Source organism: Streptococcus infantis (assembly GCF_047460685.1).
GTDB lineage: Bacteria > Bacillota > Bacilli > Lactobacillales > Streptococcaceae > Streptococcus > Streptococcus infantis_AD.
Genome location: NZ_JASHFS010000027.1, coordinates 1 through 14,173, shown reverse-complemented (window position 1 = coordinate 14,173; position 14,173 = coordinate 1). Strand labels below are relative to the sequence as shown.

Below are 14,173 nucleotides of genomic sequence, written 5' to 3'. Positions count from 1 at the left end.
ATGAATCTTTCTAATGAGTTGTTTTGTCGCTTTTCATTATAGGTCATATGGGACTTTTTTTCTACAACAAAATAGGCTCCATAATATCTATAGGGGATTTACCCACTACAAATATTATAGAGCCTTTTTTATTTCCATCAGTTTATTGCATCCCCTTCTCAAAAATAGGTAAATTTATGGTAAAATGGAAATAGAAAGTTGAAATGATGAGTTATTTTAAAAAATATAGATTTGATAAGGCTAAGTTCAAATTAGGCATGCGTACTTTTAAGACGGGTATTGCAGTTTTTCTAGTGCTCTTGACTTTTGGGTTCTTTGGCTGGAAAGGGCTGCAGATTGGAGCTCTGACCGCTGTTTTTAGTTTAAGAGAAGATTTTGACAAGAGTGTACATTTTGGAACTTCGCGTATTTTGGGTAATAGTATCGGTGGTTTTTATGCCCTGATTTTCTTTCTCTTAAATAATCTTTTTCACGGCTCCTTCTGGGTAACCCTCCTTGTTGTTCCAATTTGCACCATGTTAACCATTATGACAAATGTTGCTATGAACAATAAAGCAGGTGTTATCGGGGGAGTTGCGGCTATGTTGATTATTACCTTATCAATTCCAAGCGGTGAGACAGTTTTGTACGTGTTTGCCCGAGTTTTTGAAACATTTATGGGTGTTTTTGTGGCAATTCTTGTAAATTACGATATTGATCGTTTACGAAGTATTTTAGAGAAAAAAGAAAAATAATGTTACAAGATATAACATTATTGATTGACGATTGAATTTTTTTAGACTATAATAGACAGAAAGAAGGAAGTGTACATGAAGGAAAAAGAATTTCGTCGCAATATGGCAGTTTTCCCTATTGGCAGTGTTATGAAGTTGACCGATCTTTCGGCGCGCCAGATTCGTTACTATGAAGACCAGGAGTTGATTAAGCCTGATCGTAACGAGGGCAATCGCCGTATGTATTCTTTGAATGATATGGATCGATTGCTTGAGATTAAAGATTATATCTCTGAAGGTCTGAACATTGCTGCCATCAAGAAAAAATATGCTGAACGTGAGGCGAAGTCTAAAAAACCAGTGAGTCAAACTGAAGTGCGTAGAGCGCTTCGGAATGAAGTTCTCCAGCAAAGTCGCTTCGCTTCTCAACAATCACCTTTTGGTCGCGGTTAGGCAACCGCAAGTCGTCATATATAAGGAGAAAAACCATGCCAATCACAGCTGCAGATATTCGTCGTGAAGTTAAGGAAAAAAATGTAACCTTTATCCGTCTCATGTTTTCAGATATTTTGGGAACTATGAAAAACGTCGAAATTCCTGCTACAGATGAACAACTAGACAAGGTCTTGTCAAACAAGGCTATGTTTGATGGATCTTCTATTGAAGGGTTTGTTCGTATCAACGAATCAGATATGTACCTATACCCTGACTTGGACACTTGGACAGTCTTTCCTTGGGGAGATGAGAACGGTAGTGTCGCAGGATTGATCTGTGATGTCTATACAACAGAAGGGGAACCATTTGCAGGAGATCCTCGTGGAAACCTCAAACGTGCTCTTCGTCACATGCAAGAAGTTGGATTCAAATCTTTCAACCTTGGACCAGAGCCAGAATTCTTCCTATTTAAGCTTGATGAAAATGGAGATCCAACTCTTGAGGTAAATGACAAGGGTGGTTACTTTGATTTGGCACCTACTGACCTTGCTGACAACACTCGTCGTGAGATTGTTAACGTCTTGACCAAAATGGGATTTGAAGTTGAAGCAAGTCACCACGAAGTTGCTGTAGGCCAACATGAGATTGACTTTAAGTACGATGAAGTTCTTCGTGCTTGTGATAAGATTCAAATCTTTAAACTTGTTGTAAAAACAATTGCCCGTAAACATGGTTTGTATGCAACCTTTATGGCTAAACCAAAATTTGGTATCGCTGGTTCAGGTATGCACTGTAATATGTCTTTGTTCGATGCTGAGGGAAACAATGCCTTCTTTGATCCAAATGATCCAAAAGGCATGCAGTTGTCAGAAACTGCTTACTACTTCCTTGGTGGTTTGATCAAACATGCTTACAACTATACAGCTATCATGAACCCAACCGTTAACTCATACAAACGTTTGGTTCCAGGCTACGAAGCCCCTGTTTACATCGCTTGGGCTGGCCGTAACCGTTCACCACTTGTCCGCGTACCAGCATCACGCGGAATGGGAACACGTTTGGAGTTGCGTTCAGTGGACCCAATGGCGAACCCATATATTGCTATGGCTGTTCTTTTAGAAGTTGGTTTGAACGGTATTGAAAACAAAATCGAAGCACCAGCACCAATCGAAGAAAACATCTACATTATGACTGCTGAAGAGCGTAAAGAGGCTGGCATCACAGACCTTCCATCAACTCTTCACAATGCTTTGAAAGCTTTGACAGAAGACGAAGTGGTTAAAGCAGCTCTAGGTGAGCACATCTATACTAGCTTCCTTGAAGCCAAACGCATCGAGTGGGCAAGCTATGCAACTTTTGTCTCACAATGGGAAATTGATAACTACCTAGATCTTTACTAATAACAAATAAGAAGATTGTCCGTGAGGGCAATCTTTTTTTCTTGCAATTTATATCGAGGTGTGATATATTTTGTATAACGAAGTGCGATACATCGAACTACATAGGGGGGGTGCTTAAATGGGATTAACAGATAAGATTAGACGGGTCTACCTTCCCATGACTGAAACAGGTTTTTATATTCTGTTCTGTCTGCAAAAGGAGAACCATGGATATGGTATTACACAAAAGGTCAAAGAGATGACAGATTCGCAAGTATCAATTAGTCCCGGAACCATGTATGGAACCCTGTCAAAGATGGAAAAGGATGGTTTGATTTCCTTTGTCCAAGAAGAGGAAAAACGAAAAATCTATCAAATAACAGACTTGGGCCGAAAAGTTTTAGACATTGAGTTGAAACGTATTGAACGGCTCTACAGAAACAGTCGGGAGGAGCTTTGATGGAAAAGAAAGTTGTTTATAGGATTTGTACCATTGCGGATTATGATAGAGAAGCTCTCTATCTCAGGGAAATGCATGCTGAGGGCTGGAAACTTAAGGAAGTAAGTTACTCTAACTTAGTAGTTGCGGTTAAGTATACTTTTGAAAGGTGCCAACCGGAGCAGGTGGTTTATCAGTTGGATTTTTATCCTATGAAAAAGTCAGAGAGAGCTTCCTATTTACAACTGTTTAAAGATTGTGGTTGGGAGCATATTACAGACTTTAATGGTTTTTCCTATTTTAGAAAACCTTATTATCGAATTGAATCAGATGCCGAGTTTGAAATTTATAATGACGCTACAGGGAAGTTAGCTATGGTCAAGCGCATTTTAATAATGCGGATGCTTCCTGTCTTGCTTCTCTTTTCAGCGCTACTACCGGTTTTCTCAAAGTTACTCAGTGGAAGAGGTTCTTTCAGTTGGGGAATGTTTTTGATTGTTAGCGTAGACTGTACTTTATTGATCGTTTTTGCGATTCAGATTTCTTATATTTGTTGGAGATTGTTTCAAAAATGGAAAGAATTATCCGATAAATAAAATCAAGCATGTTTTCTAATTTGGAGGTCAGACAATGAATAGCAAAGTACAATTTCGAATGTTTACCATTTTTGATTTGGATAAGGTAGAAGATTATTTGCATGAGATGTATTTGAAAGGTTGGAAATTTAAATCGAATCGTTTTGGATTTTTCTATTTTGAACAATGCCAACCAGATGATGTGGTTTACTGTGTATGGAATACTAGCTATCTTAGAAAAAATGAGGTAGATTTACAAAGTATTAAGGATAGAAGATGGGAATTTGTGGAAAATTGTTCTTATACTGTTTTTCGAAAGGCAACTTGTGATGTAGATTTAAATGATCAATCTTTCATGGACAATCGTCTTCGATGGGCTGGTGTGAAATCTGGATTTCGTACAGCTACAGTTTCTATCTCTGGCGGTCTAGTTGTTTGTATGAGCCTGTTTCGCGAAAGTCTCTCTCGGTCTTTCTTCATTATTTTTGCCCTATATGCTCTCATGATTACTTATCTAATCTATAGTTTTTACAGACTTAGACGGAAATATCTGCTTGATTGACAATAGTTTCTAGGTCCTCAGACTGATTTTTAGCACTCTTGATAAAAGAGTGCTAATTTTTTGAGTTTTTGTCTTGACATTCTCTTTTAAGGGTGTATAATAGAATCATAAGTTAGCACTTAGATGCGCCGAGTGCTAAAAAAGATCTATCAGAGAGGAGTAGCGAGATGGTTACAGAACGTCAGCAGAATATTTTAAATCTGATTATTGACATCTTTACCAAAACGCACGAACCTGTTGGATCTAAGGCCTTGCAAGAGTCTATCAACTCTAGTAGTGCTACCATTCGAAATGATATGGCAGCCCTAGAAAAGCAAGGTTTGCTTGAAAAGGCTCATACTTCCAGTGGTCGGATGCCCAGTGTGGCTGGATTTCAATACTATGTCAAACACTCTTTATCCTTTGACCGTTTAGCCGAGAATCAAGTTTATGAGATTGTAAAAGCCTTTGATCAAGAATTCTTCAAACTTGAGGATATCCTTCAAGAGGCAACGAAAATCTTGTCAGACTTGAGTGGTTGTACGGTTGTAGCACTGGATGTTGAACCAAGTAGGCAGAAGCTAACAGCTTTTGATATTGTTGTCCTCGGACAACATACAGCTCTGGCAGTTTTTACGCTTGATGAGTCTAGAACAGTTACCAGTCAGTTTTTGATTCCGAGAAATTTCTTGCAGGAGGATTTAAATCGCCTCAAGACCATGATTCAAGAGCGTTTCCTGGATCAAACTGTTTTGGATATTCACTACAAGATTCGGACAGAGATTCCGCAAATTATCCAACGTTACTTTACAACAACGGATAACGTCATGGACCTCGTCGAACATATCTTCAAAGAAATGTTCAATGAAAATATCGTGGTTTCTGGAAAAGTCAATCTTTTGAATTTCGCAAATCTAGCAGCTTATCAGTTTTTTGATCAGCCACAAAAGGTAGCTTTGGAAATTCGAGAGAATCTGATTGGCGACCAGATGCAGAGTGTCCGAGTTGCGGATAGCCAAGAATCTTGTCTTGCTGACTTAGCAGTGATTAGCAGTAAGTTCCTGATTCCCTATCGTGGGTTGGGAATTCTAGCTATTATAGGTCCGGTTAATCTGGATTATCAACAATTGGTCAATCAACTCAATGTTGTCAATCGAGTTTTGACTATGAAGTTGACGGATTTTTACCGCTATCTCAGCAGCAATCACTATGAAGTGAATTAATACTCTTCAAAAATCAAATTCAAACCACGTCAACGTCGCCTTGCCGTACTCAAGTACAGCCTGCGGCTAGTTTCCTAGTTTGCTCTTTGATTTTCATTGAGTATAAGATTGAAATCATTAAAGGAGGCGAAAATGGCCCAAGATATTAAAAATGAAGAAGTAAAAGAAGAGGAAGTTGTGGAAACAGCTGAAGAAACAACTCCTGAGAAGTCGGAATTGGACTTGGCTAATGAACGTGCCGAGGAGTTTGAAAACAAATATCTTCGTGCCCACGCAGAAATGCAAAACATTCAGCGCCGTGCCAATGAAGAGCGTCAACTCTTGCAACGCTATCGTAGCCAAGATTTGGCAAAAGCAATCTTGCCTTCGTTGGATAACTTAGAACGTGCCCTTGCCGTTGAAGGGTTGACAGATGATGTGAAAAAGGGCTTGGAAATGGTCCAAGAAAGTTTGGTACATGCTCTGAAAGAAGAAGGAATTGAAGAAATTCCAGCAGATGGAGAATTTGACCATAACTACCATATGGCCATTCAAACAGTCCCAGCAGATGACGAGCATCCAGCAGACACCATCGCACAAGTCTTCCAAAAAGGCTATAAACTCCATGACCGCATCCTACGCCCAGCCATGGTGGTTGTATATAACTAGGCTAGAGAACTTAAAAGCCTTGTCCGAAACGACAATAAACTATGAAGAAAGATAAGAGGCAAGCCGGAGGCTTGCAAGGAAGATATTTCCCGCCGTGGTGAAAGTTTCAGTAGCTTCTGCTACTGAAACAGGGAATTTTTGAGACAATAGGCTCAAAAATAAGTGATGAAATCCCGAAGGGAGTTGCTCACGTCCCCACCACTTAAGGGAAATATCAAAAAATCAAAATTCGAATTAAAATTTAAGGAGAAAAACACATGTCTAAAATTATCGGTATTGACTTAGGTACAACAAACTCAGCAGTAGCAGTTCTTGAAGGAACTGAATCAAAAATCATCGCAAACCCAGAAGGAAACCGTACAACTCCATCTGTAGTTTCTTTCAAAAACGGTGAAATCATCGTTGGTGACGCTGCAAAACGTCAAGCAGTAACAAACCCAGATACAGTCATCTCTATCAAATCTAAGATGGGTACTTCTGAAAAAGTTTCTGCAAACGGTAAAGAATACACACCACAAGAAATCTCAGCTATGATCCTTCAATACTTGAAAGGTTACGCTGAAGAATACCTTGGTGAAAAAGTAACCAAGGCTGTTATCACAGTTCCAGCTTACTTCAATGATGCTCAACGTCAAGCAACAAAAGACGCTGGTAAAATCGCTGGTCTTGAAGTAGAACGTATCGTCAACGAACCAACTGCAGCAGCTCTTGCTTACGGTTTGGACAAGACAGACAAAGAAGAAAAAATCTTGGTATTCGACCTTGGTGGTGGTACATTCGACGTATCTATTCTTGAATTGGGTGATGGTGTCTTTGACGTATTGGCAACTGCAGGGGATAACAAACTCGGTGGTGACGACTTTGACCAAAAAATCATCGACCACTTGGTAGCAGAATTCAAGAAAGAAAACGGCATTGATTTGTCAACAGACAAGATGGCCCTTCAACGTTTGAAAGACGCGGCTGAAAAAGCGAAGAAAGACCTTTCTGGTGTAACTTCAACACAAATCAGCTTGCCATTCATCACTGCTGGTGAAGCTGGACCTCTTCACTTGGAAATGACTTTGACTCGTGCGAAATTTGACGATTTGACTCGTGACCTTGTAGAACGTACAAAAGTTCCAGTTCGTCAAGCTCTTTCAGATGCAGGTTTGAGTTTGTCAGATATCGACGAAGTCATCCTTGTTGGTGGTTCAACTCGTATTCCTGCCGTTGTTGAAGCTGTTAAGGCTGAAACTGGTAAAGAACCAAACAAATCAGTGAACCCTGATGAAGTTGTTGCCATGGGTGCTGCGATCCAAGGTGGTGTCATCACTGGTGATGTTAAAGACGTTGTCCTTCTTGACGTAACACCATTGTCACTTGGTATCGAAACAATGGGTGGAGTCTTCACAAAACTCATCGACCGCAACACTACTATTCCAACATCTAAATCACAAGTCTTCTCAACTGCGGCAGACAACCAACCAGCCGTTGATATCCACGTTCTTCAAGGTGAACGCCCAATGGCAGCAGATAACAAGACTCTTGGACGTTTCCAATTGACTGATATCCCAGCTGCACCTCGTGGTATCCCACAAATCGAAGTAACATTCGACATCGATAAGAACGGTATCGTATCTGTTAAGGCCAAAGACCTTGGAACTCAAAAAGAACAAACAATTGTTATCCAATCTAACTCAGGATTGACAGACGAAGAAATCGACCGCATGATGAAAGATGCAGAAGCAAACGCTGAAGCAGATAAGAAACGTAAAGAAGAAGTTGATCTTCGTAACGAAGTAGATCAAGCTATCTTTGCAACTGAAAAGACAATCAAAGAAACTGAAGGTAAAGGCTTCGATGCAGAACGTGATGCTGCACAAGCTGCCCTTGATGACCTTAAGAAAGCCCAAGAAGATAACAACTTGGACGAAATGAAAGCAAAACTTGAAGCATTGAACGAAAAAGCTCAAGGACTTGCCGTTAAACTCTACGAACAAGCCGCAGCAGCGCAACAAGCCCAAGCAGGAGCAGAAGGCGCACAAGCAACAGGAAACGCAGGCGATGACGTCGTAGACGGAGAGTTTACGGAGAAGTAGGAGTGAAGAATGAAGGTTAGTGATTTAATTAACGCATTAAAGGACCAAGGTTTAAACATTACTTATAAAATAAACAAACAACAAATTTCTCTGTATTGTCGTACGAATAGGGGGAGAAGTAGAAAATTCTTGGAGCTTCCTAAAAACATGATTGACGAAGTAACGTGGTTACAATGTCATGTAGATGCTTCCATTTCGCCTAAAAATAGCAGCTTTATTTCAAAAGTAGTGATAAATGGGGCACCTATTAATCGTAAAGTCGATTTCAGTGATATTAATGATCAAGATATAATCGAGATTACCGTATCCAGTTATGATAAAGTAGTTTCGTTATATTAAGAATTGAGAGTTGTAGTCTTTAATTCGTTACTACAATGTTGAAAGATAGAATCCAATCCAGAGGTTGCAACCCAGCCTCTGTTTTTCGGTAAAATAGAGGATGTTGCGTATGAAAAAAGTACTTTGTATCATTTATCCTAATTTTTCTCTTTATGAGATAACCACTTTAACAAGTACTTTAGCTTTATCTTTTGGTGTAACAATTGATTATGCAGCTTCAGAATATTCGATAGTTATATCTGAGGATGGCTTACCCTGTCAACCGACTAAAACATTGGAGCAAATCCGTATAGAAGAGTATTCTTGTGTGATTTTGCCAGGAATGGTTAATATTGGACCTGCTCTACGCGATGAGAAATTGATTTCGTTCTTGAGGGACCTTGGTGAGCGAGATGTCTTGATTGCAGCCATTTCTTCAGCGCCCCTTTTATTGGCAAAAGCAGGCTTGTTGAAGGACACGAAATTTACAGGTGGCATTTGGCAAAACTTCTTTGACTATTTTGAATTTCTTCCTCGTGAGAATTTCCAACCTAAAGTGCTTGTGCAAGATAAACAAATCATTACGTCTATAGGCTTTGCGCACCAAGAGTTTGCAAGAAAAGTGATTCTTAGTCTAGGTTTGGCAGAAAATACTGACAACTATTTTAAAGAACAGAACGAATATTCAGAAGAGGATTTGATATTTACTCTATCAGATGAAGAGTTTGATCAAGTGATGCGAAGTATAGAAAACATCCTCTAAAGATTTGTTTATAAATTATAGAAAGGAACAAAGAGTGTTCGGGGAATTGAACCCGAGCTCTAAAGTTTCTTACTCAATATGAAAGAAAGGAATTGAACCCGACCTACATCGTGGTTTGATTTACAACATCAATAGAAAGGAACAAAGAGCGTTCGGGGAATTGAACTCGAGCGGAAAGCTTGGAAATTAGATAAACCTCCTAAGAAATCAGGATTTCTTGTCGGTTTCCTAAATTTCAGTCGCTTTCTGTTCGCTCTTAGTATCTTGTATGAACAATACTGAATTTTACGACCGTTTGGGCGTTTCGAAAAATGCATCTCAAGATGAGATCAAGAGAGCCTATCGGAAATTATCTAAAAAATATCATCCAGATATCAACAAGGATCCTGGAGCTGAGGACAAGTACAAGGAAGTTCAAGAAGCTTATGAAACTTTGAGCGATGAACAGAAACGTGCTGCCTATGACCAATACGGTGCTGCGGGTGCCAATGGTGGTTTCGGTGGAGCAGGCGGTTTCGGAGGCTTCGATGGAGCAGGTGGCTTTGGCGGATTTGAAGATATCTTCTCAAGCTTCTTTGGCGGTGGAGGTGCATCACGTAATCCAAATGCCCCTCGTCAAGGTGACGACCTCCAGTATCGCGTTCATTTGACTTTTGAAGAAGCTATTTTTGGTACAGAAAAGGAAGTCAAATACAATCGTGAAGCAAGCTGTCGTACTTGTAATGGGTCTGGTGCCAAACCTGGAACAAGTCCAGTTACTTGTGGACGCTGTCATGGTTCAGGTGTGATCAATGTTGATACCCAAACACCGCTCGGTATGATGCGTCGCCAGGTAACCTGTGATGTCTGTCATGGCCGTGGTCAAGAAATCAAAGATCCATGTACAACTTGTCATGGAACTGGTCATGAAAAACAAGCCCATAGCGTACACGTAAAAATCCCTGCTGGTGTGGAAACAGGTCAACAAATCCGTCTAGCTGGTCAAGGTGAAGCCGGCTTTAATGGTGGTCCTTATGGTGACTTGTATGTAGTAGTTTCGGTGGAAGCAAGTGATAAATTTGAACGTGAAGGAACTACTATTTTCTACAATTTGGACCTTAATTTTGTTCAAGCAGCACTTGGTGATACAGTAGACATCCCTACAGTTCATGGTGATGTAGAATTAGTCATTCCAGAAGGAACTCAGACTGGTAAACGATTCCGCCTACGTGGTAAAGGTGCGCCTAGCCTTCGTGGTGGTGCCCTGGGTGACCAATACGTTACTGTCAATGTTGTTACCCCAACAGGTTTGAATGACCGCCAAAAAGCAGCATTGAAAGAATTCGCAGCTGCAGGTGATTTGAAAGTAAATCCAAAGAAAAAAGGCTTCTTTGACCATATTAAGGATGCCTTTGAAGGAGAATAAATCATAAAGTAAAAAGAGCCTTCGGGCTCTTTTTCGTGTAATCTTTAGAATGTTAGCATGAGAGAAATCATTTTCCGACTGGTCTGTTATTGATATTTTTGAGTGAGTAAGCCAGCAGCATCCATGTCCTGGATGAGTTGCTTGAGTTCCGCTTCCTTGCCAGGTTTCACGGTGACGGTATCAATGTGCTTAATTGCCGAATTATCCTGAATATCCACCAAGGTCAAAGCTTTTTCATAAAATGCGATTCCCTTTTTTAGGCTTTCCGAATCCTGCCAAGAGAGAATAAAGAAAGAAGGATTTGATTTTTTTCCGATTTCTTGGAAATACTTCCTGCTCTCCCCCTCTAAAAATTGGAATAAACCATGATTGAATAAGTTGTCTTCTACTGAATGGTAGGAAATATCTCCTGTGTTTAGGACATAGACTTTGAGTCGATTTTTAGTCAGGTTAGGACTTTCTTTTAGGACTGGGTGGCTATTGACAACATCATCAGAGAAAGTCACATAAAAATCTAAGCCTCCACCCTCGAATTGATAGCTACCATTTGATTCTACTTTCTCAGGAGGCAGGTCAAGGGAGATGAAGATTTGTTTTAAGGCTTCATTTCCTTTTTTGATGTCACTCGGTGAGGCCTTGAATAGGTTGGCCAGTATTAGAAATGCTAGGGCTACAAGAAGGCAGAGGCCACCACAAATGATCAGGATGGTCCGCGTCAAAACTTTAAAAAACTGTTTCATTTTCATGCCCTCCCTGGTCTACTAAGATCTGCTAACCCAAAATGGATTTAAAGGGGAACTAAGGGAAATTGGAGTTTCCCTTAGTTTTCTTCAGTTTCCTGCAATTCTTTTAGTACAGCAAGTCTCGTTTGGACGTCTTTTTCCAAGACTTTAAACTTATAGGTCAAATCTTTTTGATATTCCTTGATGAGTTCTTTTTGTTGGTCGATAATTTGCAGGCTATCTTGGATGATATCCAAGTCATCCTTAATGGCTTCAACACGATCAGTAGTATCTAGAACTTCTTCAGTGATAGCTTGGCGGTTCTTAACGAGGAGGTATGAACCGACTGCAGAGCCTGCAAAAAGTAGTAAGTTTGATAGTTTCATAGTGACTCCTTAAGCGTTTTTGATCGTTTCAGCGACTTGGGCAAGTTTGCCGAAGTCTGGTTCATGTGCGATAAAGTCAATCTTGAGATCGTCATCTGCACTATAGCGAGGAACAAGGTGGACATGGGTATGGAAAACGGTTTGTCCAGCAACTTCTTCGCAGTTGGCGATGATATTCATACCTTCAGCTTTGGTAGCTTTCATGACTTTTTGAGCAACCTTTGGTACTTGGGCGAACAGTTGGCTAGCACTTGCAGCATCCATTTCTAAAAGATTGCGATAGTGTTCTTTGGGTACGACCAAGGTGTGACCAGGTGTTACTTGGGAAATATCAAGGAAGGCAAGAACTTGATCATCTTCGTAAACCTTTGATGCGGGAATCTCCCCTGCGATAATTTTACAAAAAATGCAATCTGACATAAAATCTACCTCTACTGTATTGAATTTTGATATAATATAGCTACATTATACCAGATTTGGAGAAAATATGTTAGAAATTAAAAATCTGACAGGGGGCTATGTTCATGTCCCTGTCTTGAAAGATGTGTCCTTTACAGTCGAGAGTGGACAGTTGGTCGGTTTGATCGGTCTCAATGGTGCTGGAAAATCAACGACTATCAATGAAATTATTGGACTTTTGACACCTTATAGTGGAGAAATAAACATCGACGGACTAACCTTAGGTGCAAATCCTCGTGAATATCGTCAACAGATTGGTTACATTCCTGAAACTCCTAGTTTGTACGAAGAATTAACTCTCAGAGAACATATCGAGACGGTTGCCATGGCCTATGGAATTGAGCAAAATCTAGCTTTTGAACGTGTAGAACCTCTTTTAAAGATGTTCCGTTTGGATCAGAAATTAGATTGGTTCCCTGTTCATTTTTCAAAAGGGATGAAACAGAAGGTCATGATTATCTGTGCCTTTGTCGTGGATCCGAGTCTCTTTATCGTCGATGAACCTTTCCTTGGTCTTGATCCCTTGGCAATTTCGGACTTGATTCAGCTTTTGGATCTTGAAAAGAAAAAAGGCAAGTCTATTCTCATGAGTACCCACGTTCTTGACTCTGCTGAAAAAATGTGTGACTCTTTTGTCATTCTTCATAAAGGCCAAGTGAGAGCTAAAGGGGATCTTGAAGAGCTGAGACAAGCTTTTGCCATGCCTCAAGCAAGTCTCAATGATATCTATTTGGCTTTGACCAAAGAGGAGGACAGATGAAAGACTTGTTCCTAAAGCGAAAGCAGGCTTTTCGTAAAGAGTGTGTCGGTTATCTGCGTTATGTGCTCAATGATCACTTTGTCTTGTTTTTACTGGTCTTAGTAGGTTTTCTAGCCTATCAGTATAGTCAACTACTTCAGCATTTTCCTGAGAATCATTTACCAATCCTAGGTTTAATTGGGATTGTCTCTGTTTTACTCTTACTTTGGGGAGGAATAGCGACCTATGTGGAAGCGCCTGATAAGCTCTTTCTCTTAGTAGCTGAAGAAGAAGTGAGAGAACACATCCAGAAGCAAAGTCTGGCCTCCTTCATCTTTTGGGTCAGTGTACAGACTCTCTTTTTGCTCTTTTTTGCTCCTTTATTTTTCGCCATGGGCTTAGGCTTAGGAGTTTTTGGGGTCTATGTTCTTCTGTTGGGAGTCGGGAAATATTTCCTGTTTCAGAAAAAGACTGGCAAGTTTTTTAGTGCAAATCATCTGGACTGGGACTATGTGATTGCCCAAGAAAGTAAACGCAAGCAGTTTTTACTTCGTTTCTTTGCCCTCTTTACCCAAGTCAAGGGAATTTCAAACAGTGTCAAGAGACGAGCTTATCTAGATGTTATCCTAAAAGCAGTTCAGAAGGTGCCGAGCAAGATTTGGCAGAACCTCTATCTTCGTTCTTATCTGCGAAATGGAGATCTTTTTGCCCTCAGTCTTCGTCTCCTCTTCCTATCCTTGCTGGCGTTGTTCTTTATCGAGCAAGCTTGGATAGCGACAGCAGTGGTGGTTCTATTTAACTACCTCTTGCTCTTTCAGTTATTGGCCCTCTATCATGCCTTTGACTACCAATATTTGACCCAACTTTTCCCGCTAGATAAGGGGCAAAAGGAAAAGGGATTACAGGCAGTTGTCCGAGGATTGACTGGTTTTGTTTTATTGGTTCAACTGATAGTTGGTGTGATTACTCTCCAAGAAAAACTAGCCCTTCTAGCCCTCCTTGGAGCTGGTCTGGTCTTACAAATTTTGTATCTCCCTTATCAGGTGAAACGTCAGATGCAGGACTAATCCTCTTCGAAAATCTCTTCAAACTACGTCAGCTTTATCTGCAACCTCAAAGCAGTGCTTTGAGCAGCTTGCGGCTAGCTTCCTAGTTTGCTCTTTGGTTTTCATTGAGTATAACATTGCTTATATGATACTAAAAAAGAAGTTGAGTTCAATCTGTACTGACCCCAAAAAGTTAGACAATTAATTTAAGCAAAGGATTTAATTCTGTATTGTACAGGACTAAGTCCTTTTAGTTTTACCTTAATTCGTTTGTTGTTGTAGTAATCAATATAGTCTACAA

The 14,173-nt window shown here is 40.1% G+C and carries 18 protein-coding genes; 14 read left to right on the top strand and 4 right to left on the bottom strand.

The window, feature by feature from the left end:
• The first annotated feature begins 206 nt into the window (after positions 1 to 206).
• From QM917_RS10235 to dnaJ, 12 genes are all read left to right on the top strand, one after another.
• A complete protein-coding gene (locus QM917_RS10235) occupies positions 207 to 734 on the top strand; it encodes an FUSC family protein (protein WP_414285687.1) in 528 nt (175 codons plus the stop codon).
• 75 nt (positions 735 to 809) lie between these two features.
• Positions 810 to 1,166, top strand: coding sequence for a transcriptional repressor GlnR (gene glnR, locus QM917_RS10230; RefSeq protein ID WP_000659543.1), 357 nt, complete (start codon positions 810 to 812; stop codon positions 1,164 to 1,166).
• A 35-nt stretch (positions 1,167 to 1,201) separates the two neighbouring features.
• On the top strand, positions 1,202 to 2,548 hold the full coding sequence (gene glnA / locus QM917_RS10225; protein ID WP_414273296.1) for a type I glutamate--ammonia ligase: 1,347 nt from the start codon (positions 1,202 to 1,204) through the stop codon (positions 2,546 to 2,548).
• 118 nt (positions 2,549 to 2,666) lie between these two features.
• Positions 2,667 to 2,987 (top strand): PadR family transcriptional regulator, encoded by a 321-nt coding sequence (locus tag QM917_RS10220; protein ID WP_414285685.1) that lies wholly within the window; start codon positions 2,667 to 2,669, stop codon positions 2,985 to 2,987.
• The gene (locus QM917_RS10215; protein WP_414285683.1) at positions 2,987 to 3,562 is read left to right on the top strand and encodes a DUF2812 domain-containing protein; all 576 of its coding nucleotides are present in this window, start codon (positions 2,987 to 2,989) and stop codon (positions 3,560 to 3,562) included. Before QM917_RS10220 ends, QM917_RS10215 begins: the two co-directional genes overlap by 1 nt.
• A 34-nt stretch (positions 3,563 to 3,596) precedes the next feature.
• The gene (locus QM917_RS10210) at positions 3,597 to 4,103 is read left to right on the top strand and encodes a DUF2812 domain-containing protein (protein WP_248034724.1); all 507 of its coding nucleotides are present in this window, start codon (positions 3,597 to 3,599) and stop codon (positions 4,101 to 4,103) included.
• A 167-nt stretch (positions 4,104 to 4,270) separates the two neighbouring features.
• The gene (hrcA, locus tag QM917_RS10205) at positions 4,271 to 5,305 is read left to right on the top strand and encodes a heat-inducible transcriptional repressor HrcA (protein ID WP_061862655.1); all 1,035 of its coding nucleotides are present in this window, start codon (positions 4,271 to 4,273) and stop codon (positions 5,303 to 5,305) included.
• A 132-nt stretch (positions 5,306 to 5,437) separates the two neighbouring features.
• Positions 5,438 to 5,953 (top strand): nucleotide exchange factor GrpE, encoded by a 516-nt coding sequence (grpE, locus tag QM917_RS10200; RefSeq protein WP_045763635.1) that lies wholly within the window; start codon positions 5,438 to 5,440, stop codon positions 5,951 to 5,953.
• A 257-nt stretch (positions 5,954 to 6,210) separates the two neighbouring features.
• Positions 6,211 to 8,034, top strand: coding sequence for a molecular chaperone DnaK (gene dnaK, locus QM917_RS10195; protein ID WP_016466797.1), 1,824 nt, complete (start codon positions 6,211 to 6,213; stop codon positions 8,032 to 8,034).
• Between the two features lie 9 nt (positions 8,035 to 8,043).
• The gene (locus QM917_RS10190; protein ID WP_414260768.1) at positions 8,044 to 8,373 is read left to right on the top strand and encodes a hypothetical protein; all 330 of its coding nucleotides are present in this window, start codon (positions 8,044 to 8,046) and stop codon (positions 8,371 to 8,373) included.
• A gap of 109 nt (positions 8,374 to 8,482) precedes the next feature.
• Positions 8,483 to 9,115: a DJ-1/PfpI family protein gene (locus QM917_RS10185; RefSeq protein WP_414285681.1), complete on the top strand. Its 633-nt coding sequence runs from the start codon at positions 8,483 to 8,485 to the stop codon at positions 9,113 to 9,115.
• 268 nt (positions 9,116 to 9,383) lie between these two features.
• Positions 9,384 to 10,520: a molecular chaperone DnaJ gene (gene dnaJ / locus QM917_RS10180; protein WP_414285679.1), complete on the top strand. Its 1,137-nt coding sequence runs from the start codon at positions 9,384 to 9,386 to the stop codon at positions 10,518 to 10,520.
• A gap of 86 nt (positions 10,521 to 10,606) precedes the next feature.
• Here dnaJ and QM917_RS10175 read toward each other — a convergent pair whose 3' ends face one another.
• The 3 genes from QM917_RS10175 to QM917_RS10165 form a co-directional block, all read right to left on the bottom strand.
• Entirely contained in the window at positions 10,607 to 11,260 is a 654-nt protein-coding gene (locus QM917_RS10175; protein ID WP_414285677.1) for a hypothetical protein, read from the bottom strand.
• Between the two features lie 80 nt (positions 11,261 to 11,340).
• A complete protein-coding gene (locus tag QM917_RS10170) occupies positions 11,341 to 11,628 on the bottom strand; it encodes a hypothetical protein (protein ID WP_045763640.1) in 288 nt (95 codons plus the stop codon).
• Positions 11,629 to 11,637: 9 nt separating this feature from the next.
• Entirely contained in the window at positions 11,638 to 12,048 is a 411-nt protein-coding gene (locus QM917_RS10165) for an HIT family protein (RefSeq protein WP_414285676.1), read from the bottom strand.
• Between the two features lie 67 nt (positions 12,049 to 12,115).
• On the opposite strand from QM917_RS10165, the gene QM917_RS10160 reads away from it, so the two are divergent.
• Positions 12,116 to 12,847: an ABC transporter ATP-binding protein gene (locus QM917_RS10160; protein ID WP_049526885.1), complete on the top strand. Its 732-nt coding sequence runs from the start codon at positions 12,116 to 12,118 to the stop codon at positions 12,845 to 12,847.
• Entirely contained in the window at positions 12,844 to 13,893 is a 1,050-nt protein-coding gene (locus QM917_RS10155; protein WP_414285675.1) for an ABC transporter permease, read from the top strand. Before QM917_RS10160 ends, QM917_RS10155 begins: the two co-directional genes overlap by 4 nt.
• Positions 13,894 to 14,078: 185 nt before the next feature.
• Here QM917_RS10155 and QM917_RS10150 read toward each other — a convergent pair.
• On the bottom strand, positions 14,079 to 14,173 hold a 95-nt coding region (locus QM917_RS10150), incomplete at its 5' end, for an IS3 family transposase (protein ID WP_414267512.1).